At 35.1% G+C, this 25,851-nt stretch carries 24 protein-coding genes; 12 read left to right on the top strand and 12 right to left on the bottom strand.

Annotated features, from left to right (window positions below; all coding sequences use genetic code 11):
• Positions 1-113: 113 nt before the first annotated feature.
• Positions 114-4,643: a DNA polymerase III subunit alpha gene (gene dnaE / locus AB3G34_RS15835; RefSeq protein ID WP_369752986.1), complete on the bottom strand. Its 4,530-nt coding sequence runs from the start codon at positions 4,641-4,643 to the stop codon at positions 114-116.
• A 675-nt stretch (positions 4,644-5,318) separates the two neighbouring features.
• Between dnaE and leuC the strand changes: the two genes are divergently transcribed.
• The 5 genes from leuC (at position 5,319) to leuB (ending at position 11,094) form a co-directional block, all read left to right on the top strand.
• Positions 5,319-6,713 carry a 3-isopropylmalate dehydratase large subunit gene (gene leuC, locus AB3G34_RS15830; protein WP_367773138.1) on the top strand — a complete coding sequence of 465 codons (1,395 nt, stop codon included), beginning with the start codon at positions 5,319-5,321 and terminating at the stop codon, positions 6,711-6,713.
• Between the two features lie 182 nt (positions 6,714-6,895).
• Positions 6,896-7,492 (top strand): 3-isopropylmalate dehydratase small subunit, encoded by a 597-nt coding sequence (gene leuD / locus AB3G34_RS15825; RefSeq protein WP_367773136.1) that lies wholly within the window; start codon positions 6,896-6,898, stop codon positions 7,490-7,492.
• A gap of 128 nt (positions 7,493-7,620) precedes the next feature.
• Positions 7,621-8,424 (top strand): methyltransferase domain-containing protein, encoded by an 804-nt coding sequence (locus AB3G34_RS15820; protein ID WP_367773134.1) that lies wholly within the window; start codon positions 7,621-7,623, stop codon positions 8,422-8,424.
• Between the two features lie 31 nt (positions 8,425-8,455).
• Positions 8,456-9,979, top strand: coding sequence for an alpha-isopropylmalate synthase regulatory domain-containing protein (locus tag AB3G34_RS15815; RefSeq protein WP_367773132.1), 1,524 nt, complete (start codon positions 8,456-8,458; stop codon positions 9,977-9,979).
• Positions 9,980-10,032: 53 nt separating this feature from the next.
• Entirely contained in the window at positions 10,033-11,094 is a 1,062-nt protein-coding gene (leuB, locus tag AB3G34_RS15810; protein ID WP_367773130.1) for a 3-isopropylmalate dehydrogenase, read from the top strand.
• A 113-nt stretch (positions 11,095-11,207) separates the two neighbouring features.
• Here leuB and AB3G34_RS15805 read toward each other — a convergent pair whose 3' ends face one another.
• Positions 11,208-11,567, bottom strand: a complete 360-nt coding sequence (locus AB3G34_RS15805) for an RNA recognition motif domain-containing protein (RefSeq protein WP_367756708.1) — start codon at positions 11,565-11,567, stop codon at positions 11,208-11,210.
• Between the two features lie 155 nt (positions 11,568-11,722).
• A complete protein-coding gene (locus AB3G34_RS15800; protein ID WP_367756706.1) occupies positions 11,723-12,202 on the bottom strand; it encodes a DUF6252 family protein in 480 nt (159 codons plus the stop codon).
• A 199-nt stretch (positions 12,203-12,401) separates the two neighbouring features.
• Between AB3G34_RS15800 and AB3G34_RS15795 the strand changes: the two genes are divergently transcribed.
• The 6 genes from AB3G34_RS15795 (at position 12,402) to AB3G34_RS15770 (ending at position 17,401) form a co-directional block, all read left to right on the top strand.
• Positions 12,402-12,959, top strand: coding sequence for a 30S ribosomal protein S16 (locus AB3G34_RS15795; RefSeq protein WP_367773128.1), 558 nt, complete (start codon positions 12,402-12,404; stop codon positions 12,957-12,959).
• Between the two features lie 14 nt (positions 12,960-12,973).
• Positions 12,974-13,498, top strand: a complete 525-nt coding sequence (rimM, locus tag AB3G34_RS15790; protein WP_367756702.1) for a ribosome maturation factor RimM — start codon at positions 12,974-12,976, stop codon at positions 13,496-13,498.
• Between the two features lie 55 nt (positions 13,499-13,553).
• The gene (locus AB3G34_RS15785) at positions 13,554-14,267 is read left to right on the top strand and encodes a tRNA1(Val) (adenine(37)-N6)-methyltransferase (RefSeq protein ID WP_369752985.1); all 714 of its coding nucleotides are present in this window, start codon (positions 13,554-13,556) and stop codon (positions 14,265-14,267) included.
• A gap of 276 nt (positions 14,268-14,543) precedes the next feature.
• Positions 14,544-15,722: an acyl-CoA dehydrogenase family protein gene (locus AB3G34_RS15780; RefSeq protein WP_367756700.1), complete on the top strand. Its 1,179-nt coding sequence runs from the start codon at positions 14,544-14,546 to the stop codon at positions 15,720-15,722.
• A gap of 91 nt (positions 15,723-15,813) precedes the next feature.
• Complete coding sequence (locus tag AB3G34_RS15775; protein ID WP_367773124.1) at positions 15,814-16,596, top strand: DUF3050 domain-containing protein; 783 nt, start codon at positions 15,814-15,816, stop codon at positions 16,594-16,596.
• A gap of 70 nt (positions 16,597-16,666) precedes the next feature.
• Positions 16,667-17,401: an SGNH/GDSL hydrolase family protein gene (locus AB3G34_RS15770; protein WP_367773122.1), complete on the top strand. Its 735-nt coding sequence runs from the start codon at positions 16,667-16,669 to the stop codon at positions 17,399-17,401.
• A gap of 29 nt (positions 17,402-17,430) precedes the next feature.
• Here the strand turns inward: AB3G34_RS15770 and AB3G34_RS15765 are convergent, their stop codons facing one another.
• The 8 genes from AB3G34_RS15765 to AB3G34_RS15730 all read right to left on the bottom strand — a co-directional run bounded on the left by AB3G34_RS15765 (position 17,431) and on the right by AB3G34_RS15730 (position 23,522).
• The gene (locus AB3G34_RS15765) at positions 17,431-17,748 is read right to left on the bottom strand and encodes a ferredoxin (RefSeq protein WP_367756694.1); all 318 of its coding nucleotides are present in this window, start codon (positions 17,746-17,748) and stop codon (positions 17,431-17,433) included.
• A 168-nt stretch (positions 17,749-17,916) separates the two neighbouring features.
• Positions 17,917-18,156, bottom strand: coding sequence for a NifU family protein (locus tag AB3G34_RS15760; protein WP_007137123.1), 240 nt, complete (start codon positions 18,154-18,156; stop codon positions 17,917-17,919).
• 53 nt (positions 18,157-18,209) lie between these two features.
• Positions 18,210-19,337: a P-loop NTPase gene (locus tag AB3G34_RS15755; RefSeq protein WP_367756691.1), complete on the bottom strand. Its 1,128-nt coding sequence runs from the start codon at positions 19,335-19,337 to the stop codon at positions 18,210-18,212.
• Between the two features lie 194 nt (positions 19,338-19,531).
• On the bottom strand, positions 19,532-19,858 hold the full coding sequence (locus AB3G34_RS15750) for an MGMT family protein (protein ID WP_369752984.1): 327 nt from the start codon (positions 19,856-19,858) through the stop codon (positions 19,532-19,534).
• 42 nt (positions 19,859-19,900) lie between these two features.
• Positions 19,901-20,539, bottom strand: coding sequence for a LysE family transporter (locus AB3G34_RS15745; RefSeq protein ID WP_367756687.1), 639 nt, complete (start codon positions 20,537-20,539; stop codon positions 19,901-19,903).
• Positions 20,540-20,594: 55 nt separating this feature from the next.
• Positions 20,595-21,272, bottom strand: coding sequence for a tRNA (guanosine(46)-N7)-methyltransferase TrmB (trmB, locus tag AB3G34_RS15740; protein WP_367773118.1), 678 nt, complete (start codon positions 21,270-21,272; stop codon positions 20,595-20,597).
• A 151-nt stretch (positions 21,273-21,423) separates the two neighbouring features.
• Positions 21,424-22,788 (bottom strand): ammonium transporter, encoded by a 1,365-nt coding sequence (locus AB3G34_RS15735; RefSeq protein WP_369752983.1) that lies wholly within the window; start codon positions 22,786-22,788, stop codon positions 21,424-21,426.
• A 215-nt stretch (positions 22,789-23,003) separates the two neighbouring features.
• Complete coding sequence (locus AB3G34_RS15730) at positions 23,004-23,522, bottom strand: nuclear transport factor 2 family protein (protein WP_369752982.1); 519 nt, start codon at positions 23,520-23,522, stop codon at positions 23,004-23,006.
• 197 nt (positions 23,523-23,719) lie between these two features.
• Here AB3G34_RS15730 and AB3G34_RS15725 point away from each other — a divergent pair, with 197 nt between their 5' ends.
• Positions 23,720-25,291 carry a murein L,D-transpeptidase gene (locus AB3G34_RS15725; protein WP_369752981.1) on the top strand — a complete coding sequence of 524 codons (1,572 nt, stop codon included), beginning with the start codon at positions 23,720-23,722 and terminating at the stop codon, positions 25,289-25,291.
• 98 nt (positions 25,292-25,389) lie between these two features.
• Here AB3G34_RS15725 and AB3G34_RS15720 read toward each other — a convergent pair whose 3' ends face one another.
• Positions 25,390-25,704, bottom strand: coding sequence for an HPF/RaiA family ribosome-associated protein (locus tag AB3G34_RS15720; protein WP_367773111.1), 315 nt, complete (start codon positions 25,702-25,704; stop codon positions 25,390-25,392).
• Between the last annotated feature and the right edge of the window lie 147 nt (positions 25,705-25,851).

Below are 25,851 nucleotides of genomic sequence, written 5' to 3'. Positions count from 1 at the left end.
AAATACCCCAAGTTATTAGATAAATTAATCCCTATTTGAGTACGATTTAACATATTAAAACATAAAAAAACCAAAAATTTAACCGTTAAAAAAAGTCCTTATTTATTAAGTTACTAATTCAACTTGAAATTAATTTGTAATTTTTCTAATTCAAATAACAATTCATTTGAAATCTTAATTTTAAGCCTTCTACTAGGCATGGTCAACTTAGTCACTACTTTAATTTCTTCCACTTCAGTAACGCTAATCGCCTTATTTCCTACTTCATCTGACACCTCAACATCTTCGTTTTCTTCTACAAAATCTTCTCCTTCTGGCAGTTCAGCAACAGTTTCTACAATTTTTTTAATCTTTTCCAATTCCATAATTTCAAAAGAAACTTGACCGTCTCCCTTATTTTCCTGAAAAAGATGACTTAATTTATGGATAAACTCTGCTTGTAAATCGGTAATATTCAATAAAACAACCAATTTTTTAGCAAACGTATCCAATACATCTTGTAAATATTGAACCAACATAAATTGAATTCTTGGCTCACTCCTTTTACCCGTATCTTGATTTACCCAGCCTTCTTTTACTAACACTTTCATATAAGTAAAATTATTTTGAATGAAGAAATGCCTGAATTTTAAATATTCTTCTCCAAAAATCTTGAACTCGTAACTTTCGTCATATCCTTCCAAATTGAATATCCCCCAGCCTTTCCCGTTTTTGGCAACTCGATGTTGCACATTATTTATAATTCCTCCAAAGGTCAAATTTTTACCTACATGAAGTTCTAAGTTTTTAAGCGCTTCTAACTTAGCATTGCAAAAATATTTCATCTCAAATTTATAATCATCCAATGGATGTCCCGAAATATAAATTCCAACTACTTCTTTTTCTTTAGCCAGTTTTTCCATAGTGCTCCAATCTTCACAAGGCGGCACAATAGGCTCATCAATTTGAACATCACTGCTTTCGCCAAACAAACTTACCTGTGAGGAGTTTTCGTTCTCTTGAAACTTGGCACCATAACGAATGGCTTTTTCATAAAAAGTAATTCCATCGCCATCATCATGAAAATATTGAGAGCGTAAAGTCCCTTCAAAAGAGTCAAAACCGCCTGCCAGTATCAGATTTTCTAAGGCCTTTTTATTGGCAGCACGCAAATCAATACGTTTGGTTAAATCAAACACCGATTTATATCGACCGTCTTTTCTATTTTCAACAATAGTATTCACGGCTCCTTGTCCCACTCCTTTTATGGCTCCCATCCCAAAACGAACTGCATAATTGTCATTTACAGTAAATTTATAGTACGATTCATTGACATCTGGACCTAAAACTTCTAAGCCCATACGTTTACATTCCTCCATAAAAAACGAAACTTGCTTGATATCACTCATGTTATTCGAGAGTACTGCTGCCATGTATTCAGCCGGATAATTCGCTTTTAAATAGGCCGTTTGATACGCAATCCATGCATAACAAGTGGAGTGTGATTTATTAAAGGCATATTCCGCAAAGGCTTCCCAGTCTTTCCATATTTTTTCTAATTTATCTTCGGCATGCCCTTTGGCTGCAGCCTGATTAATAAATTTAGGCTTCATTTTATCCAATACATCCTTTTGCTTTTTTCCCATTGCTTTACGTAAAACGTCAGCATCACCCTTGGAGAAGTCGGCTAATTTTTGAGACAAAAGCATTACCTGCTCTTGGTAAACTGTAATCCCGTAAGTATCTTTCAACAGTTCCTCACAAGCATCAAGATCATAAATAATCTCTTCTTCTCCATTTTTCCTTTTAACAAAACTCGGAATATAAGCAATTGGTCCAGGACGATAGAGTGCATTCATGGCAATCAAATCGGGGAAAACTGTCGGTTTCAATTCCTTCATGTATTTCTGCATTCCAGGACTCTCATATTGAAATATCCCTACCGTTTCTCCACGTTGAAAAAGCTCGTACGTTTTCAAATCATCAATTGGAAACTCGTCCGGATTCAAATCGATATTACTCCTATATTTAACTAGTTTAACCGTGTCTTTTATTAAGGTCAGGGTTTTCAAACCCAAGAAGTCCATCTTTAACAAACCAGCAGTTTCAACAACGGAGTTGTCAAATTGGGTTACATATAAATCGGAATCTTTGGCCGTAGCTACAGGCACAAAATCGGTAATATCACTAGGCGTAATAATTACACCACAGGCGTGAATACCTGTATTTCTAAGATTTCCTTCTAACACTTTGGCTTGCTGAATCGTCTCACCACCTAATCCATCTTCCCCAGCCAGCTCAATTAGTTCTTTTATTTTATCATATTCTTCAGGGCGAACCGCTTTTTTAATAAGCGCCTCATCCTCATTCAGGAATCGTGCTAAATTCCATTTGGACGGCATCATCCCAGGAATTAGTTTTGCAATTTTATCCGCTTCAAACAAAGGCAAATCCAATACACGAGCCGTATCACGTATCGCTGATTTGGTTGCCATTTTTCCGTAAGTAATAATTTGCGCTACCTGTTTTGACCCGTATTTTCGAATCACATAATCCATCACACTGCTACGTCCTTCATCATCAAAATCGATATCAATATCGGGTAATGACACACGATCGGGATTCAAGAAACGCTCAAAAAGCAGGTTGTATTTTAAAGGGTCAATATTGGTGATTTTTAAACAATACGCCACTACTGATCCTGCAGCAGATCCACGCCCAGGACCTACAGAAACCCCCATTCTTCTCGCTTCGGCAATTAAATCTTGTACAATCAAGAAATAACCTGGATAACCTGAATTTGAAATAGTTAATAATTCAAAATCCAAACGCTCCCTTACCTCTTCCGTGATTTCTGGGTATCGTCTATTAGCTCCTTCGTAAGTAAGATGTCTTAAATACGCATTTTCCCCTCGAACTCCACCATCAACTGCATCTTCAGGAACATTAAATTCTACTGGAATTTCAAACTTAGGCAGCAAAACTTCCCGTGCCAGATTGTAAATTTCGATTTTATCAACAATTTCAGTTAGATTCGAAATCGATTCTGGCAAGTCGGTAAAGAGTTTTTTCATCTCCTCACCGGTCTTGAAATAGTATTCTTGGTTGGGTAACCCAAAACGATAACCCCGACCACGACCTATAGGTGTAGTTTGTTTTTCACCATCTCGCACACAAAGTAAAATATCGTGCGCATTGGCATTGGCCTTATCAATATAAAAGGTGTTATTTGTCGCTACAATTTTGACCTCATGCTTTCTCGCTAATGAAATCAAAGTGGTATTCACCCTATTTTCATCTTCTTGATTGTGGCGCATTACCTCAATATAGAAATCATCTTTGAATTGTTCTTTCCACCACAATAAGGCTTCTTCAGCTTGGTTTTCACCAAGATTTAAAACTTTATTTGGTATCTCTCCATACAAATTTCCTGATAAAACAATGATGTCTTCTTTGTACTGCTGAATGACTTTTTTATCAATTCTGGGAACATAATAAAAACCTTCAGTATACGCGATTGAAGACATTTTAGCCAAGTTATGATACCCTTTTTTGGTCTTCGCCAAAAGTACTATTTGGTATCCATTGTCTTTTCGAGACTTATCTTTGTGATCTTCACATACAAAAAACTCGCAACCCACAATTGGTTTCATAGGAACCTCAGTTGGTTCTTCACCATCAGCAATTAAAGTTGCATTCTTAGCTTCAGCTGCTTTATTATGATTTAAAACATCTCTAACAAAGTGAAAGGCTCCCATTAAATTCGCATGATCCGTCATCGCGACAGCAGGCATTTTTTGTTGCGCAGCCGCTTTCACCAATTGTGCAATACTAATAGTTGATTGTAAAACCGAAAACTGGGTGTGATTGTGTAAATGAACAAAGTCAGTATCTACAAGTACTTTTTTATTCTCAGTAAGTTCTTGTTTAGAAAGTACAGCCGCTTGCTTTTCGCCAAACTGCTGACGAATTTTATCTGAAGCTTCTTTTAAATTAATATGTTTTAACCCAATAAGCTGAATTTCCCTTGGATTCTTTGATTGAAAATCCTGAAAATAACCAGCTGGAACATCTAGTTTTTCCTTAGTAAAACTTTCTCTTCTAATCAATTCAAAGAAACATCGGGTAGTTGCCTCTACATCGGCAGTAGCGTTGTGCGCTTCAGAGAAAGGCCTATTGAATAAATACTGATGTAATTCGGTTAGCGTTGGCAACTTGAAACGTCCCCCACGACCTCCTGGGAGTTCCAGTAATTTTGCAGTCACTTCCGTACAAGTATCAAGGACAGGCATGGAAGCCATTGGACTTTCAACTCCTAAACGATGGAACTCACAACCCATAATGTTGACGTCAAAACCTAAGTTCTGACCTACAATAAATTTAGCTTTACCTAACGCTTCATTGAACTTCTCTAAAACTTCAGCTAAAGAAATCCCGTTTTCCTGAGCCAATTCGGTAGAAATTCCATGAATTCGTTCTGCATCATACGGAATATTAAAACCTTCGGGCTTGACCAAATAATCTTGATGCTCGATGAGTTTTCCCATATCGTCATGCAGCTGCCAAGCGATTTGTATACATCGAGGCCAGTTGTTTGTATCGGTTATAGGGGCATCCCAACGCTTTGGTAATCCTGTGGTCTCCGTATCGAATATTAAATACATAGCTGTAAATGAGGTGATTGCAATTTGTGTGAATTACAAAAAATGAATGTCAAATTTAGTTGTTTTTTTAAGTAAAAACTAACGCAAGTTATCAACAAAAGAACGCTACTATAAAAATCTTATTGCTCTTCACAATTCGTAAATTAAATTCAATTTCAATACTGCTAAACTCAAAAAAGGAAGGGCAAAGTCACAAAAAATTGCACTGCCATTTTTTTGGATGTCGTAGTATTTACTTAAAAAAAACAAATACAATCCAGTCGAAAAAGCAATTTTAATTCTACTAAAAATCAAATAAAAAGAGGTCTACTCCAAAAATAAAAAACAAACAATCATTGATTATTCGATACAAAAATACCTAAATATTAGTTTTTTAATCATAAAAAAGTTTGCTTTTAGTGTTTTAGGCATTAAATCATCAAAACTTTAAAATCCCGTTACCTCTTTTTTAAACCATCCGCGAAAGAAAATTAAAATAAAAATAAAAACAGTTTACAAAACACCAAATAGATAAAAGGAAGTGGTAAGCAACCGTAAAAACAGTTTGGGTATCGTATATAATGAAGAATCGAAATTGACAACTTTAATTGTTTTATTAAATTTGCTCTCCATGTTTACAATTTTAGAAAGTTAACTTGATTGGAACTAAAGAAATACACTTAAAAAATATTAAAAATGAGTACTACATTATTTGACAAAGTATGGGATTCGCACGTGGTGCGTAAAATTGAGGATGGACCAGACGTGTTTTTTATTGACCGTCATTTCATTCATGAAGTGACTAGTCCTGTTGCTTTTTTAGGTTTAAAAGAAAGAGGAATTAAAGTTTTATATCCAGAGCGCACTTTTGCTACTGCCGATCACAATACACCAACAATAAACCAACATTTACCAGTTGAAGATGCTTTATCAGCAAATCAGTTGAAAGCATTAGAGGATAACGCTGCTGAATATGGAATTTCACACTGGGGACTAGGTCATCAAAAAAACGGAATCGTTCACGTAGTTGGTCCTGAAAACGGAATTACTTTACCTGGTGCTACCATTGTTTGTGGAGATTCACATACATCAACTCACGGTGCTTTTGGAGCGATTGCTTTTGGTATTGGAACTTCTGAGGTAGAAATGGTTATGGCTACCCAATGTATCATGCAACCGAAACCAAAGAAAATGCGTATCAACGTAAACGGAACTTTGAGTAAAGGTGTAGGTCCAAAAGACGTAGCACTTTATATCATTTCTCAATTGACTACTTCTGGAGGAACAGGTTATTTTGCTGAATATGCAGGAAACGTTTTCGAAGACATGTCTATGGAAGGTCGTATGACAGTTTGTAATTTAAGTATCGAAATGGGTGCTCGTGGTGGTATGATTGCTCCAGACCAAAAAACATTCGATTTCCTTGAAGGTAGATTATATGCGCCAAAAGGAGAAGCTTGGACAAAAGCAGTTGAATACTGGAAAACATTAAAAACAGATGCGGATGCTATTTTTGACGCCGAATTAAACATCGACGCAGCAGATATCGAACCAATGATTACTTATGGAACTAATCCAGGTATGGGAATTGGTATTTCAAAAAGTATCCCAAATGCTAGTCAAGTTCAAGGCGGAGCTGAAACCTATAAAAAATCATTAGCCTACATGGGCTTTGAAGAGGATGATGTAATGATAGGAAAACCTATTGACTTTGTTTTCTTAGGTAGTTGTACAAATGGTCGTATTGAAGATTTTAGAGCTTTTACAGAAATTGTAAAAGGACGTAAAAAAGCAGATAACGTAACAGCTTGGTTGGTTCCAGGATCTCACGTTGTCGAAGCACAAATCAAAGAAGAAGGATTATTAGACATTCTTACTGAAGCTGGTTTTGTACTGCGTCAACCAGGATGTTCTGCTTGTTTAGCAATGAATGATGACAAAGTACCCGCAGGAAAATACGCGGTAAGTACTTCAAACAGAAACTTCGAAGGGCGTCAAGGTCCAGGTTCAAGAACTCTGTTAGCTTCACCAATCATGGCAGCAGCAGCGGCAGTTACTGGAAAATTAACAGATCCTAGAGATTTGTTTTAAAAATTTCAGAATGCAGATTTTAGATTTCAGATTTCGCTAACGAATAGCTTTTACTGAATTACAACCTAAAATCTTCAATCGAAAAATGATTTACATGATTAATAAAAAACATTTTGGAATATCAATTTAGTCTTTCAAAAGAGAATCTAAAATATGAATTCTAAAATCTAAAATTACAAAAAATGGCATACGATAAATTTAACATCCTTACCAGTAGTGCAGTGCCACTACCTATAGAAAACGTAGATACAGATCAAATCATCCCTGCTCGTTTCTTGAAAGCTACTAAACGTGAAGCCTTTGGAGACAATCTCTTCAGAGACTGGAGATACAACGGAGACGATACTCCAAAAGCAGATTTCGTTTTGAACGACTCAACTTACTCAGGAAAAATCTTGGTAGGAGGGAAAAACTTTGGTTCAGGTTCATCACGTGAGCACGCTGCTTGGGCGGTTTACGATTATGGATTTCGCGCAGTAGTTTCTTCGTTCTTTGCAGATATCTTCAAAGGAAACTGTTTAAATATTGGTGTTTTACCTGTTCAAGTGAGCCCTCAATTTGCTGATGCAATCTTCAAAGCAATTGAAGCGGATCCAAAAACAGAATTAGAAATCAACTTGCAGGAGCAAACGATTACTTTGAAAGCTACTGGAGAAAAAGAATCTTTTGATATTAATGGATACAAAAAGAACAATATGATCAATGGTTTTGATGATATTGATTATTTACAAAATATCAAACCAGAAATAGTAGGTTTTGCAGATAAACTGCCATACTAAAAAATCGAGTTCAGTATATTTAGACCTGACAGATTTTTAAAAGCTGTCGGGTCTTTCTAAATTAAGCAAATCAGTATAATTGTTTAAAATTATTCGACAAAAAATAAATTTAAATAATTCAATTATAAATGAAAGCTAACAAACACATACAAAGAGACGAAGAAGCTAATAAAATATTTGATAATAGAAGTCTAAAAAAAGATTACAGGCACTTGATTCAAATTTTGAAACCTGGTATGAAGGTTTTAGATGTAGGTTGCGGGACAGGTACAATTTCGAAGGATATTGCCAATATTATAGGACCAAAAGGAAAAATAACCGGAATCGACAACACAGAAAATTTTATTTTAAGTGGCAAAAAATCGTATGGTAATAGCGTAAATCTAGAACTTATTCATGTTGATTTATTTGATTTCCATCCAAATGAAAAATTTGATTTAATTGTTTCAGCCAGAACATTACAATGGTTGAGCAATCCAAAAGAAGCTTTGATAAAAATGAAATCATTATTAAAGTCAAACGGACAAATTTCGATTCTTGATTATGACCACATAAATATGATATGGAATCCATCCCCACCAGAAAGTATGCAAACATTTTACAATACGTTCTTAAAATGGAGAGCAGATGCTGGAATGAATAACAGAATTGCAGAAGATTTACCTAATTTATTTAAAGAAGTAGGTTTTCATTCGATTGAAAAAATTAACTCAGATGAGTTTTACAATAAAGAAGATTCCAATTTTAAATCGAAAATAAGTATTTGGTCAAAAGTGGCAGGCTCAACACAAATGGTAGAAGAAGGTTATTTAGACAATAATTTGCGATTGAAAGCCATTGAAGAATATAATAATTGGATAGAAACAGAAGCGATTTCGATGACAATGAAATTAAATGAGGTGAGAGGAAAAAACCAATCACCACAACAATAATTTTCCTTTAAAAGGAATTTAGAACAGGAATATGGAAAAAAGAAAAATTGAAATAATGGATACGACACTCCGCGATGGTGAACAAACCTCAGGAGTATCTTTTTCTGCCGCAGAAAAACTAACCATTGCCCAATTATTACTGGAAGAATTAAATATTGATCGAATAGAAATTGCTTCTGCTCGAGTAAGCGAAGGAGAATTTCAAGGCGTAAAAGGCATTATGGCTTGGTCCAAAGAAAAAGGGTATACGGACCGCATAGAAGTTTTGACTTTTGTAGACGGCGGATTATCAATTGAATGGATGAAAAAAGCAGGAGCCAAAGTTCAAAATTTATTGACCAAAGGCTCATTGAATCATTTGACACATCAATTAAAAAAAACTCCCGAACAACATTTTTCCGAAATTGCAACAGCAATAACTTTAGCCTCAGCAAATAATATTGAAACAAATGTTTATTTAGAAGACTGGAGTAATGGAATGCGTAATTCACCCGAATATGTATTTCAATATTTAGACTTTTTGACTAAACAACCTATCAAAAGAGTCTTATTACCCGATACTTTAGGAGTTTTAATTCCTTCAGAAACTTTTGAATTTATTTCAAAAATCATAGCAAGATACCCAAATACCCATTTTGATTTTCACGCTCATAACGATTATGATTTAAGTATTGCCAATGTTATGGAAGCGGTAAAAGCTGGAATTCAAGGGCTACACGTAACGGTAAACGGAATGGGAGAACGTGCTGGAAATGCACCGCTTGAAAGTACCGTTGCAGTTATTAATGACTTTTTACCTCAGATAGAAATTGGCGTAAAAGAATCTTCTTTATACTCTGTGAGTAAATTAGTAGAGACCTTCACTGGATATCGAATTCCTGCTAACAAACCTATTGTAGGAGATAATGTTTTTACACAAACCGCGGGCATCCATGCCGATGGAGACAATAAAAACAATCTCTATTTTAATGATTTACTTCCAGAACGTTTCGGGAGAAAAAGGCAATATGCGCTAGGAAAAACTTCTGGAAAAGCAAATATTGAAAAAAACCTTCAAGAATTAGGACTGAAATTAAACCAAGAAGATTTAAAACTAGTTACACAACGAATCATTGAACTAGGTGATAAAAAAGAAACGGTAACCAAAGAAGATTTGCCTTATATCATTTCGGATGTACTGGACAGTCATTCCTATGAAGAAAAAATTTCGGTAGAATCTTATTTACTGTCACACGCCAAAGGTATGCGCCCCTCAACTACATTGTGCTTGAAAATTGATGGCGAAATAATCGAAGAACATGCACAAGGTGACGGACAGTTTGACGCTTTTATGAATGCATTAGCGAAAATATATACTAGCAAAAAATTGGTTTTACCAAAGCTGATTGATTATGCAGTACGTATCCCTCCTGGTAGTAGCTCAGATGCTTTGTGTGAAACCATTATCACTTGGACCAACAATGGAAAAGAGTTTAAAACGAGAGGACTAGACTCCGATCAAACTGTTGCTGCAATTATAGCAACTCAAAAAATGCTTAACGTAGTTACCAACTAAAGCACTATTTTTACAAAAAAAGAAGAAAGAATCAGTAATAAAAAAATATCATAATGAAATATACTATCGCACTTTTGGCAGGAGACGGAATTGGACCTGAAGTAATCAATGAAGCTGTAAAAGTTTCGGATGCCATTGCAAAAAAATTCAACCATGAAATCACTTGGACACCAGCTCTTACTGGAGCCTGTGCAATTGATGCTGTTGGAGTTCCTTATCCAGATGAAACACATGAAATATGTATGGCTGCTGATGCCGTTTTATTTGGAGCTATTGGTCACCCAAAATACGATAATGATCCTTCTGCACCAGTTAGACCAGAACAAGGGTTATTGTTGATGCGTAAAAAACTAGGTTTATTTGCTAATGTTCGCCCTACTTTCACTTTCCCTTCTCTAATTGACAATTCTCCTTTAAAAAGAGAACGTATTGAAGGAACTGATTTGGTTTTCTTAAGAGAATTAACCGGAGGAATCTACTTTGGAGAAAAAGGAAGAAGAGACGGTGGAGAAACCGCTTTTGATAACTGTGTTTACACAAGAGCAGAAGTACAACGTTTGGCAAAAAAAGGTTTTGAATTAGCAATGACACGCACAAAAAAATTGTGTTGCGTTGACAAAGCTAATGTTCTAGAGACTTCTCGTTTATGGAGAGAAACAGTGCAAGCTATGGAAAAAGATTATCCTGAAGTAACTGTTAGCTATGAATTTGTTGATGCTGTTGCAATGCGTTTGGTACAATGGCCAAATTCGTATGACGTATTGATTACTGAGAATTTATTTGGAGATATTTTAACTGATGAAGCATCTGTAATTTCAGGATCTATGGGATTAATGCCATCTGCATCAGTAGGAGAACATACTTCGCTATACGAACCAATTCACGGGTCTTACCCGCAAGCTACTGGATTAAATATAGCAAATCCATTAGCAACCATATTATCGGCAGCAATGATGTTTGAAGATGCTTTTGGTTTAAAAGAAGAAGCGGAAGCGATTAGAGCTGTAGTTAATAAATCATTGGAACAAGGAATCGTTACCGAAGATTTAGCACCAAAAGGAGCTACAGCATATAAAACAAGTGATGTTGGAGATTGGTTAGTCGCTAATCTATAAAAATAATAATTCCTTTTAGAGATACACTGTAGTGCATCTCTAAAAGGAATATATCAAACAAAAAAGGGGACAATGTAAATTGTCCCCTTTTTTTATAGTTGTTAAAAAGAATATTAATATCCTCCTCTGTTTCCACCACCACGGTTATCTCCACCACGGCTGTTTCCACCATAACCACCACGAGAGTCACCTCCACCACGGTTGTTATTAAAACTTCTTCTTTCTCCTTCTGGTTTTGGCTCAGATTTGTTAACCACAATAGCACGTCCTTGAACAGTAGCTCCGTTCAATTCGTCAATCGCTTTTTGAGCTTCATCATCATTTGTCATTTCAACAAAACCAAATCCTTTACTTCTTCCAGTAAATTTATCAGTAATGATTTTAACTGAATCAACTGCTCCGTAAGCCTCGAAAGACTCTCTTAAATCTGCTTCCTCAATACTGAATGGAAGGCTTCCAACAAAAATATTCATATGTACTTATTTATAATAATTGCAACAAATGTAGTCTAATTTTTTTCTAAACAACTATAAATTAGCTTATTTATGTTTTTATTTTGATTTAAAAAAGAAACAAACTACTAAAACTAAACCCTAAAGTGTATGTTAAAATTAACCTCCCACTACTCCTACTGGACTGTTGTAGTTATAGGTATCTTATAAAAAACTCCTTGTTGGAAATTTAAAACTGGTCCAGCCAACGGATTATTGTATATATTTTCCGCATTGAATTTAAAAGTCCCCGAAACGGTATTACTTACAGCATCATATTCGGTAATCTTAATTTGACCGTCACCAATTCCAGAACCAGTGGCAAACGTAATAGACCCATTACTATCTGTTAAGACATAAGTAGCCGTTTTAGAAGAACTAGTTCCTAAAAGGTAAGTTTGAGGCAACTTAGATGTTGTTTTAAAAGTAACAACTTCATTTCCAGAGTAAGCTTCAATAATCAAAGACCCATTAGCGCCTAACGATGCTTTCGTTTGGATAGCACGCCAAAAAACGTTGTCTTTTACTCCTTGAAAAGAAGGATTATTAAACCTTATATCTTCTTGACAAGATATAACGGAAAATAGCACGATAATAAACAGAAAATGTTTTTTCATAAAATGCGTCTTTAAACAAACAAAAGTATAACATTATACATTAAAAAACAGAATTAGGAGCCAAAAAAACCATTAAAAAAGACCTAAAGCATTCTCTTTCATAATAATAACAACCTATTAGTTATTTCAAATAAATTTAATATCTTTGCACCCTTAATTAACAGAGGTCGAGTACCTCAAAATTTAATCATACAAGATTATGTCAGTAAAAATTAGATTACAAAGACACGGTAAAAAAGGAAAACCTTTTTACTGGGTTGTAGCTGCAGATGCACGCTCAAAAAGAGATGGTAAATACTTAGAGAAAATCGGTACTTACAATCCAAACACAAACCCAGCAACTATCGACTTAAACCTTGATAGCGCAGTGAAATGGTTGCACAATGGTGCACAACCAACTGATACTGCTAAAGCAATTCTTTCTTACAAAGGAGCTTTATTGAAACATCACCTTGATGGTGGTATTCGTAAAGGTGCCTTAACTCAAGAACAAGCTGATGCAAAATTAGCTACTTGGTTAGAAGCAAAAAACGGAACTGTTGATGCTAAGAAAGATGGTTTAACTAAAGCACAAGCTGATGTTAAAGCAAAAGCTTTCAAAGCAGAACAAGATGTAAATGCAAAACGTTTAGCTGCAGCTGCACAAGCAGAAGCTGACGCAATTGCTGCTGCAAATCCAGTTGCTGAAGAAGTTGAAGCTTCAACTGAAGAAGAAGCTCCTGCTGCTGAAGAAAACAACGAAGAAACTCAAGCATAATTTTATAAGCGACGATGCGTAAAGAAGATTGTTTCTACTTAGGTAAAATCGCTAAAAAATTTAGTTTCAAAGGGGAAGTTCTTGCCTATTTAGACACGGATGAACCTGAGTTATACGAAAACTTGGAATCAGTGTTTGTTGAATGCAACAAACACTTGGTTCCTTTTTTTATTGAAAATAGCTCACTACACAAAAACGATTTTCTTAGAATTCGTTTTGAAGATGTAAATACAGAAGAAGAAGCGGAAGCCTTATTAGGAAATGACCTATACCTTCCTTTGAAAATGTTGCCAAAACTTACCGGTAATAAATTCTATTTCCATGAAGTAATTGGTTTTGAAGTGGAAGACAAACGCTTAGGCTATGTTGGAGACATCCAATCCATAAACGATACTACTGCCCAACCTTTATTTGAAGTTCTCAAAGGTGATGTAGAAATTCTCATTCCTATGATTGATCATTTTCTTGTAAAAATTGATCGTGAGAATAAAAAAGTCATCATGGACCTTCCTGAAGGTTTGATCGAAATGTATTTATAGACAGATTCAATCGGTTAGTTGTTTAATCGTTTAATCGAAAAAAACTAAACTCTTTATGTCTACATTCCAATTCAAACAATTCTCTCTTGAACAAGACCGTTGCGCCATGAAAATTGGCACCGATGGAGTTTTACTGGGCGCCTGGACTTCAATTGAAAACAATCCCTTTAGCATTTTAGACATTGGAACAGGAACAGGTGTAATTGCCTTAATGCTGGCACAAAGAAGTCAAGCAGAACAGATTGACGCTTTGGAAATTGACGAAGAAGCCTATGAACAATCGGTTGATAATTTTGAAAACTCCCCTTGGAGCGATCGCTTATTCTGTTTTCATGCTGGCTTAGATGAATTCATAGAAGAACCGGAAGACGAATATGATTTAATCGTTTCCAACCCTCCCTTTTATAGTGAAGATTATAAAACCGAAACTGACCAAAGAGATAAAGCACGCTTTCAAGATGCGATGCCTTTTGAAGATTTAATAGAAGCAGCCGACTTATTACTTTCTGAAAACGGAATTTTATCTATCATCATTCCTTTTAAAGAAGAAGATCATTTTTTGGCTTTAGCCAAAGAAAGCGAATTGTATCCTATGAAAATCACCCGTGTCAAAGGAACACCTACTACAGAAGTTAAACGCAGTTTGATGGCTTTTACACGAAACGAAATTTCTGATTTTCCTATCGATGAATTAATCATTGAAACAGCCAGACATATATATACACCTGAATACATTGAATTAACAAAGGAGTTTTATTTGAAGATGTAATTCAAAACCTCTTTTTCTCCATTACAAAAGTTAGTTTTTCTTATTTAGAAAATGCTTTTAACTTGTTGTTTTTTCAAATTCTTACCATTCCAATACTATAAAATGTTATATAGGATAGTTTTTTTATTCAAATATAAAAATATAACAATTTATAATGGTTTTGTTATATTTCTTTGCGTAAATTTGTTTTTTAAAATTACCATTTGATCCATTCTAAAAAAGAATTACAAAAGGTACCCAAACGCTATTTAATTACTAAACAAATAAAAGCTACCTATGAAACCAGATTTATTTCAAGCGCCAGATTATTACTTATTAGACGATTTATTGACAGAAGAACATAAACTAGTCCGTGATTCTGCACGTGCATGGGTAAAAAAAGAAGTTTCTCCTATTATTGAAGAATATGCGCAAAGAGCGGAATTTCCAAAACAAATCGTAAAAGGTTTAGGTGAAATTGGTGGTTTTGGCCCTTACATCCCTGTGGAATATGGTGGTGCAGGTTTAGACCAAATATCATACGGATTAATCATGCAAGAAATAGAACGAGGTGATTCAGGAGTACGCTCTACTTCATCAGTTCAATCCTCTTTAGTTATGTACCCTATTTGGAAATACGGAAACGAAGAACAAAGAATGAAATACCTTCCAAAATTAGCTACTGGTGAATTCATTGGGTGTTTTGGATTGACAGAACCTAATTATGGATCTGACCCCGGAAGCATGATCACCAACTTTAAAGATATGGGAGACCATTATTTATTAAATGGTGCCAAAATGTGGATTTCTAATGCCCCTTTTGCAGACATTGCCATCGTTTGGGCAAAAAGTGAAGAAGGAAGAATACATGGATTAATAGTTGAACGCGGAATGGAAGGATTTACTACTCCTGAAACACATAACAAATGGTCACTACGTGCATCAGCTACTGGTGAATTAATATTTGATAATGTAAAAGTTCCTAAAGCTAATTTATTACCCAACAAATCTGGATTGGGAGCCCCACTTGGTTGTTTAGATTCTGCTCGCTATGGTATTGCCTGGGGTGCTATTGGTGCTGCAATGGATTGTTATGATACGGCTTTGCGTTATGCCAAAGAAAGAATACAATTTGACAAACCAATTGCTGGAACTCAATTGCAACAAAAAAAATTGGCCGAGATGATTACTGAAATCACAAAAGCGCAATTATTGACTTGGAGATTGGGTGTTTTAAGAAATGAAGGAAGAGCAACTACAGCTCAAATCTCAATGGCTAAAAGAAACAATGTAGACATGGCTATTCACATAGCTCGTGAAGCGAGACAAATTCTTGGCGGAATGGGAATTACTGGAGAATATTCCATCATGCGACACATGATGAACTTAGAATCAGTAATTACTTACGAAGGAACACATGACATTCATTTATTGATAACAGGAATGGATATTACTGGAATTCCAGCATTTAAATAATGTGAAAAACTATTAAAGTATTTATAAAATTGATAGCAAAAGCTTCTTGGAAACAAGAAGCTTTTTTATATTTACACCCAAAATAAATTTTATGAATATTCAGCATATCGAGGACACAATTACACCTCAAAAAAAAATATTATTACAACACCCGTTATACGAGAAAGTAAAAACAATTACTGACTTACATTGTTTCTTAGAAAACCATGTCTTTGCTGTTTGGGATTTTATGTCCTTATTAAAAGCATTACAATCCAAGTTAACCTGTACTACTACGCCTTGGTTTGCCACACCAAATCCTGAAACAAGATATTTAATTAATGAAATTGTACTTGCCGAAGAATCTGATTTGACGTTAGATGGTCGCAGACAAAGTCATTACGAAATGTACATAGAAGCCATGAAAGATTGTGGCGCCAATACAATGGAAATTGACAATTTTTTAACTGAGTTAAATTCCTTACAAAACATTTTTGTCGCGATAAAAACAAGCAACTTACATCCTAATATCAAAGCATTTCTCGACTTTACATTTCGTGTTATTGAAGAAGGAAAACCACATGAAATTGCTGCCGCTTTTACTTTTGGTAGAGAAGATTTGATTCCAAATATGTTTACCGTAATCTTAAAAAACTTTCAAACTAATTTCCCAGACACTGATCTAAGCAAATTGATTTATTATTTTGAAAGACATATCGAATTAGACGCCGATGAGCACGGACCAATGGCGATGAAAATGATTACCGAACTTTGTGGTGACGATCCTCAAAAATGGGCCGATGTAGAAGAAGTATCAATACTGGCTTTAGAAAAGAGAATCGGTCTATGGGATGCCATAGAAGAAACAATTACGATGAAAGTAGAAATGGCTTAAAATTTAAAACCAATAAAAGCAGAACAACGTAACTAGTATTAGAATTGATTTAATCCCAATTTTCAAACTAATGAAAAACAAAATTCTAATACTAGTTCTGTTTCTACCCCTTCTTTTCGCAGCAAGTTGCAGCACCGAAGCTGTTATCACAGAAACAACACCAATAGCAACCCCTTCCTCACAAACAGAAGGAAAATCCTATAGCTATTTAGCCCTTGGCGACAGTTACACAATAGGGCAAAGCGTATGTGAAAGTTGTCGATTTCCAGAACAACTCAAGAAAAGCTTGGGCAATACAAATCCAACTAATACTTACCCATTAACGATTATCGCACAAACGGGCTGGACTACTTCCAATTTACTTTCGGCAATTGATTCTCAGAATCCTCCTTCAACGTATGATTTAGTTACACTATTAATTGGCGTAAACAATCAATATCAAAACAGGTCTTTTGCTTTGTATGAAAAGGAGTTTCCCGAATTAGTAACTAAAGCTATTGCTTTCGCAAAAGGTGACAAAGGAAAGGTGATCGTGGTTTCTATACCGGATTATGCTTACACTCCGTTTGGTCAACAAACAGGCAATCAAGGTCGGATTTCAACTGAAATCGACGCCTACAATGCTTTTGCAAAAAAGTATTGCATCGACAATGGGATTGAGTTCATCAACATTACTGACATCACTCGAGAAGGATTAACCGATCCCAATCTTGTAGCACAAGACGGACTACATCCATCTCAGCTCGCTTATTCTAAATTTGTAGAACGTATTTTACCTAAAGCAATTACTGCCATTAAAAAATAAAAAAGTCCCGATGCTATCGGGACTTTATATTAACTTTCTGGAGCCAACTCCAGTTCTAAACCTTCAAGACTTTCAGTGATTGGGATTTGACAACCCAAACGGCTGTTTGGTTTTACATAGAATGCTTCAGATAACATCGCTTCTTCATCATCTCCCATTTCTGGCAAGGCAACGTCATTAAGAACATAACATTGACATGAGGCACACATGGCCATTCCGCCACAAGTTCCTTCTACTGGAAGTTCGTATGCTTTACACAGTTCCATGATATTCATGGCCATATCAGTAGGAGCTTGCAGGTCATGCACTACTCCTTCTCTATCTTTGATTTTTATTAATACATCCATAAACAAATTATGAGTTATAAGTTAGTTAGTTGTGTGTTATAGGGTTTGCATGAGGGATAGAAGCAAGCTACCAAAGTAGCGCGTATAGCCCGACCGTTTTCATAAAAAAGGCTTATCACTGCAAAGTGGATTAGCCTTTTTTATGAAAAGGGACATGCCCAACAAAAATTATAGGATATTAACAACAGTTTCAATTTGGGGCGCAAACTTCTTGATGGTCGTTTCCACTCCTGCTCTAAGCGTCATTTGGTTTACGCTACAGCTAGTGCAAGCTCCTTCCAGTCTAACTTTGACATGTTTGTCTTCCTCTATGGAAATCAATGTTATGTCGCCACCATCTGAATTCAAAAAAGGTCTAATTTCTTCGAGTGCTTTTTGAACTTCTATTGTTAATTCTTCTGTTGTCATTTTCTTTATTTAAAGATTGAAAGATTAGAAATCATTTCAAATAGTCTAATTTTTTATTTTTTTACTGCAGAACAACCTGCCATAGTCGTAATTTTAACTGCTTCAGTAGCTGGTAAATTTTCATTTCTACTCACTACTTCTTGAACTACATTACGTGTTATTTCTTGAAAAACAGACTCAATTAACGATCCTGTTTGCATGGCAGCAGGACGACCGTAATCACCCGCTTCGCGAATCGATTGTACGATAGGCACTTCTCCAAGGAAAGGCACTTCTAAATCGGCAGCAAGGTTTTTAGCTCCTTCTTTACCAAAGATATAGTATTTATTTTCAGGAAGTTCTTCAGGTGTGAAATACGCCATGTTCTCCACGATACCCAATACTGGGACATTTATTGCTTCAGACATGAACATGGAAACTCCTTTTTTAGCATCAGCCAAAGCTACAGCTTGTGGTGTACTTACGATCACCACTCCTGTAATAGGCAATGATTGCACAATAGAAAGGTGTACATCTCCTGTTCCTGGAGGTAAATCGATTAACATGAAATCCAATTCTCCCCAATCAGCATCAAAGATCATTTGGTTTAATGCTTTTGAAGCCATAGGACCTCTCCAGATTACTGCTTGACTTGGTGCCGTAAAAAATCCTATAGAAAGTATTTTTACTTCGTAACTTTCTACTGGTTTCATTTTTGATTTCCCGTCAATAGTAACCGAAATTGGTTTTTCGTTTTCTACATCAAACATGATTGGCATAGAAGGTCCGTAAATATCAGCATCAAGGATACCAACTGAGAACCCCATTTTGGCCAAAGAAACAGCCAAATTTGCCGTAACAGTAGATTTTCCTACTCCCCCTTTACCAGAAGCTACTCCAATAATATTTTTTATTCCAGGAATCATTTTTCCTTTTATCTCAGGTTTGTCTGGAACCTCTACTTTACTGTTGATTTTTATTTTTGCTTCAGCAGATACCAATTCAAGAATTGCTTTTTTGATGTCGTCTTCAGCACGTTTTTTTATATGCATTGCAGGTGTATGTAAAACTAAATCCACTACTACCTCATCGCCAAAAGTGATTACATTTGCTATTGCTCCACTTTCCACCATGTTTTTTCCTTCTCCAGCTATAGTAATTGTTTCTAAAGCTTTCAGAATATCTTTCCTGTCTAATTTCATTTTTAGTTTATTGTTTTCCAAAGGCGTTTTAGCACCCGAATATTATCTTTATTTAAACTGATTTCAGATTACAAAGATAACAGATTAAGTTCTTATTCTAAAGGTTTTTGTATTGCATTTATTGATGCGCAGATTAACTGTAGTTATGGATTTAAAAAACACCATTTCTCAAAAGAAAAATGAAACAATCCTAACTATCTTAGGACCTCGGGCTCCCAAAAATGTTTTTCGAACTCGATGATTTGATTGTCGATTACTTGAATCCCTTCGCTTTCTAACAACTGCTGCATGAGATTAGTACCGTCAAAATGGAATTTCCCGGTAAGCAATCCTTTTCTATTCACCACTCTATGCGCAGGTACATCCTCTATATTGTGCGACGCATTCATGGCCCATCCCACCATTCTTGCTGAACGAGCTGTGCCCAATGCTTTTGCGATAGCACCATAAGAGGTTACTCTCCCATAAGGAATAAGTCTAGCAACAGCATAAACACGTTCAAAAAAATTATCGTTTGACATGACTTTATGGGGTAATAAGAAAGGTACTTTTAGGTTCTTTCTTTATTTTTCTAAATAAAATCGTATAATATTAAACAAGGTAATGATAGAAATAACACCAGTAATACTACCAATGATCGTGTTCATATTTTTTAACAGATAATCCGCCTTATTTTCAATGTTTTGAAAGAAACGAATATAACAGTAAAAAACAAAAGCAGAGCCCAAAACTACACCACTGACAAAGGTAAAAATAGTAAGCGTATCAAAGGTAAAAAGACCGTAAGATGCCAATGTAATACTGATAAAAACGTAATAAGGAATGGGAAAAAAGTTCAAAGCAGATAATAACATCCCTAAAAAGAAACGTTTCTTTTTACTTTTCTTGTCAATTTTAGCTTTCTTGATTTTTGGTTTTTTGGCTATCCATAAAAAATAAACCGTCAAAGCACCAAATATACCAAACCCAATTTCTCGGAACAAAATGACAATATCTGGACGTATATTAATAATAGTAGCAAATAGAATTGCAAGATAGGCTTGAAAAAAAATGATAATTATAGCCCCAAGAACAAACCAATAGGCATTTCTTCTTCCCTCTTTTAGATTCACTTTGGCAGCCGTCATATTGATTAATCCAGGCGGAATAATCCCTATAACTGCTGTAATAAATCCTAAAAATAAGGGTAAAATAAAATTCATTTATTGGTTGTCAAACATTCAAAATGGGTTACCTATTCCGGCAAAAAACGTATTATTATTCTTTAATTTTAAATCGAATATACGTAATTGCTTTGTTAACTTCCAAATATTGTTTTTCGTAAAAGGTCTGAAAAGCAGTAACTTCCTCTGGACTTCCCTCATTTACATACACATTATGATTGGCATACAATACTTCGTGCCCTTCTCCATGTAGCAAACCAAGTGTGTATCCATGCATAAATTCACTATCCGTTTTCAAGTTGACAACACCGTCTTTTTTAAGTATTTTTTTATACAATTGCAAAAACTCCGAATTCGTCATACGGTGTTTTGTTCTCTTGTATTTTATTTGTGGATCTGGAAAAGTAATCCAAATTTCATCTACTTCATTTTCGGCAAAAATATGATTGATTAGTTCTATTTGTGTACGAATGAACGCCACATTATGCAACCCAGTTTCTACAGCCGTTTTAGCACCACGCCAAAAACGAGCTCCTTTAATATCAATTCCAACGAAATTTTTATTTGGATATCTTTCTGCTAGTCCAACGGAATATTCTCCTTTACCACAACCTAATTCCAGCACTAAAGGATTGTCATTCTTGAAGAATTCAGTATTCCAGTTCCCCTTTAAAGGAAACAAATCTCCTACTACCTCTTCCCTTGTTGGTTGAAAAACATTTGTAAATGTTTCGTTTTCCTTGAATCTCTTTAACTTATTTTTGCTTCCCACGATTTTTTGAATATTTGCGCAAAATTAAGGAAATATATAAGACCGAAGGACATGATAGCAAATTTTTTAATTTGACTAACTCGGATTTCTTAATAAAACTCTTCGATACGTTTTTGACTTCTTAGACTACTATTTGCAAAAAATTAATCAGTTATTCAGTGCATTCAATTGGAAACAAGGTTTCGTCATGTTGCGATAAATCCAAACCTATAATTTCTGATTCCTCAGAAACACGCATCGGAATAATTCTATTGGTAATTTTGAATAAAATATACGCACCAAAAAAAGTAAAAATTGACACCAGTACTAAAGCCACCATGTGATGCCCAAAAACACCCCAACCGCCATGAAGTAAACTAGCCTCTTCACCATGAGCAAAAATAGCAGTAAGAATCATTCCCATAATTCCCCCAACACCATGACAAGCAAATACATCTAAGGTATCATCAATTCTATTTAGAAATTTAGCATGCACCACAAAATTAGAAACTATCGCTGCAATAAATCCAAAAAACATACTCTCTGGAACTGATACATAACCAGCTGCTGGCGTAATGGAAACCAAACCAACGACCGCACCAATGCAAGCACCCAATGCCGAAACTTTTCTACCATTAATTCGATCAAAGAAAATCCAAGTTAGCATGGCTGCTGCAGAGGCTGTGGTAGTCGTTGCAAAAGCCATTGCTGCAACTCCATTGGCTTCTAAGGAAGAACCTGCATTAAAACCAATCCAACCAAACCACAGCATTCCCGTTCCTAATAATACAAAAGGAATATTGGTAGGCACATGATTGCTATTGTTTCTTTTACCTAAAACAATTACTCCTGCTAGTGCAGCAAACCCTGCACTCATATGTACAACCGTTCCTCCCGCAAAATCTTTAACTCCAAAAAACGAACCCAAAATTCCAGTAGGATACCAAACCGCATGACACAATGGAGCATAAATAAACAGCGTAAACAAACATATGAAAAGTAGATACGAGATAAAACGAACCCGCTCCGCAAACGAACCTGTAATAATTGCAGGTGCAATTACTGCAAACTTCATTTGAAACAAAGCATACAACATAAAAGGGACCGTAGTAGCTATTTCTTTATGAGGTAAAATACCCACATAATCCATAAAGGCAAAAGTAGTAGGATTCCCTACAAAACTATAAAAACCAGTCCCTATATGTATTCCCATAGGTTCACCAAAAGCCAAGCTAAATCCCACAACAACCCATAACAACGTAACAACTCCCAAACAAATAAAACTTTGCAACATGGTCGATATTACATTCTTCTTTCCTACCATTCCTCCATAAAAAAAAGACAATCCAGGAGTCATGATTAAAACCAAACAACAGGACGTTAACATCCAAGCAACATCAGCTGGAACAATTTGATCCATAGTTCCAAATTGCAATAGAACAGGATTCTTTTCGGTTACTGCTGGCCATAAAACTCCAAAAATACAAACAATACTTATAATTATAAACGAAATAACCCAGCGTTTCTCAATTTTCATTTTAATTTAATTTACCCTTTCAAAATAGGGGGCAAAGGTAAAAAAAAATTGAATTTTATTAAAAAAACGGAGCTAAAGAGGGGAGCAAGAATTGATTTAAGTCAAATTAATAATTTATAGTACCGTTCAATACGAGTACTTGATTTTACGACCGTAATTTGAGCTCTTTTTTGAGAATTATGTTTAAATTAAATTCACATCCAATTTAAAAGAGTCTATTTACTTCCTTTTTCCAATATCTTTTTAATTAATCCATCTTCAATAGGTGCTTTTATTTTAATTACAGCATCAACATCATCATTTGGAATAGTCATAGACAAAACATACTGTTTTATTTTCCATTCCGTTCCTATTTTGACTAAAACACCTGAACCGCGGCAAATTCTCATTTGTGTATTCAGTAATTCATCAAACCAAGCTGTTTTACCCGTTTCATCAAAATAAATATGGCGTTCCAACATCGTAAAATTCCACGTCTTCCTTGAATCAAAAAAAGGTTTTGCCCACACTTTAAAATCAGCTTTATTCCAATTCTCGGTAGCATCTGTGCCAATAAAAATGGCGTCAGCAGTCATCATACTAAAATAAGAGTCATATTTTGCATCAGCAGCAGCTTTATGCCATGAATTCAGCATCCAATTAATTTTGTCTTTCTCTTTATTTTGCTCTGGACTGTTTGTAGTAAAGGCAGAAAATAATAAAAAACTTAAAAACAGTACCATTGTATTTTTCATAACAAATTTGATTTTTATCAAAAATAGGAATATCTAATTTAACTGTGGAAAAAAAAATAGCTATTAATCAAAACTGACATAAGTGACCATTCTTATATAATTTTTGGATATTAGTCCTTAATGCGCTAATAGCAACTTCAAATGAATACAATTTTACTTATTTTTACGGCATCCTATTATCAAGAAAGTCCCCAAGTATGAGAAAGTTATTCTTTTCATTTGCCCTTATGGTTTCTATTCTTTTCCTTACAATCCTATCCTGCAAGAAAAAAGAATACAAATCCATTGCTATTATTACGGATGACCTTGCCTCTCCTTTTGACAGCACATTAGTACAAACTTTTTTTGAGAAACACCCTAAACTGAAAGACTACCAAGCCGAAGTACTACAACTATATCGCAAACACCAGTACCATTATATTTGGTATGACAAAAGTGGCGTCAATGAATTTGGTAATCTGTTGCATAATAAAATCAACACTCTCGAAGAGGAAGGAATTGAAAATTCAGTTCCATATAAAGAAGAAGTAGATTTAATTTACGTCAATCCCACGAACTCGAAAAAGCCAAATATAGAAACCGAGTTATTAAACTCCGCCTTGTATTTCTATTACACCAACACTGTTTACCATGGACTCGACGCCACAAAATCTACAGAAATGGAATGGCATCTACCTCGAAAAAAACAATCGTATGTCAATTATTTAGATTCCCTATTAACCAATCCTGGATTAATCAACAAGAATGAAAAAGGGCTAATTGCCCAATATTTTCTATTAAAAAAGGTATTAAAAAAATACCGCGAAATGGAAAAAAAGGGAGGCTGGAAAACGATTTCAATAGATTCTACCGTTACTTCTTATAAAGTAGGCGACAGCGCCAAAGTCATCGCTCAAATAAGGCAGCGTCTCTTTATCTCTGGAGATATCACAACTGATTCTAAAAGTGCTGTTTATGATAAAGAATTATCTAAAGCCGTCTTAAAATATAAAAAAAGAATGGGCACTTTTGCCAGCACCATTATTTTACAAAAACACATTAAAGAACTGAATATTTCTGTAGCAGAACGCATAAAGACCCTTACTATCAATATGGAGCGTTGCCGTTGGATTTCGAATGACATCTTTAAAGCCAAAGAATTTATTGCCATCAATATTCCTTCTTATCAACTAAGTTATTTTATTGATGGAAAACCGGCGCTGCGACTAAAAGCCGTTGTAGGAAAAGCGCTGAATAAAACAGTGATTTTTAGTGCGCCTATGAAATACATTGTATTTAGCCCGTACTGGAATGTTCCCAAAAGTATTCTTGATAAAGAAATCCTTCCTGGGATTGAGAAAAATGAAAACTACCTCGCGGAACACGATATGGAATGGAACAACAATACTGTACGTCAAAAACCGGGGCCTAAAAATTCATTGGGTCTCATTAAGTTTTTATTTCCAAACTCTAATGACATTTACTTGCATGACACCCCTTCTAAAAGCTTGTTTAATCGGGAAGATAGAGCCTTTAGCCATGGATGCATTCGCATACAAAACCCTAATTTGTTAGCCGAAAAAATCCTTAGAGAGGATAAAAAATGGGATGCTGAGAAAATTAAAGAAGCAATGAACAGTGGTGTAGAATCTTGGTACACACTCAAAAACAAAATCCCTGTTTACATTGGTTATTTTACCGCTTGGGTAGACGAGGATAATACTGTTCACTTTTATGATGATGTGTACAAAAGAGATGATGCCTTAGCTTCTTTATTGTTTGTAAAATAAAACATTCCCTTTTTAGATTCCAAAAAAAAATGACACTCCTTTTTTGAAAGGAAGTGTCATTTTTTTGAATTTATATTTTAAACTTCAATTATTTTTTTTTAGTGTGCTTTTTGTTTTTCAAAAGCAGTGGTTAGGATCTTTTTCATTTTGTCTAGAGCACCATGAAATGCTTTTTCAGTAACATCCGCATAATCAGAAACTACTAAAGGTTGCATTCCTGCTGGACGTGCTTCTATAAGACATTTTTTGTCATGTGTCCCAACTTTTTCTCCATTTTCATCTGTAAAATGAACTTCAATACGTGTAATTTTATCATCAAAACGGGATAGTGATTTAGCTAATTCAGTAGAAAAATAAGCCTCTTGTCTATCGTGTCCTTCTACATTTTTGTCAGTGTTAATCTGTATTTTCATAGTATATAATATTTTAAGATTGTCTTTCAAAACTAAGGTTAATTCCCTCAAAAAACGAAGCAATTAATAAAACATTATGAAAAGAAAGCAAGATTTTCGAATAAAAAACCAAAAAACAATCCTACCGTTAATTCCATCCTAATAGAC

It is taken from the genome of Flavobacterium sp. WC2409, from assembly GCF_041200085.1.
GTDB lineage: Bacteria > Bacteroidota > Bacteroidia > Flavobacteriales > Flavobacteriaceae > Flavobacterium.
This window is presented reverse-complemented; position numbering and strand designations above follow the sequence as displayed.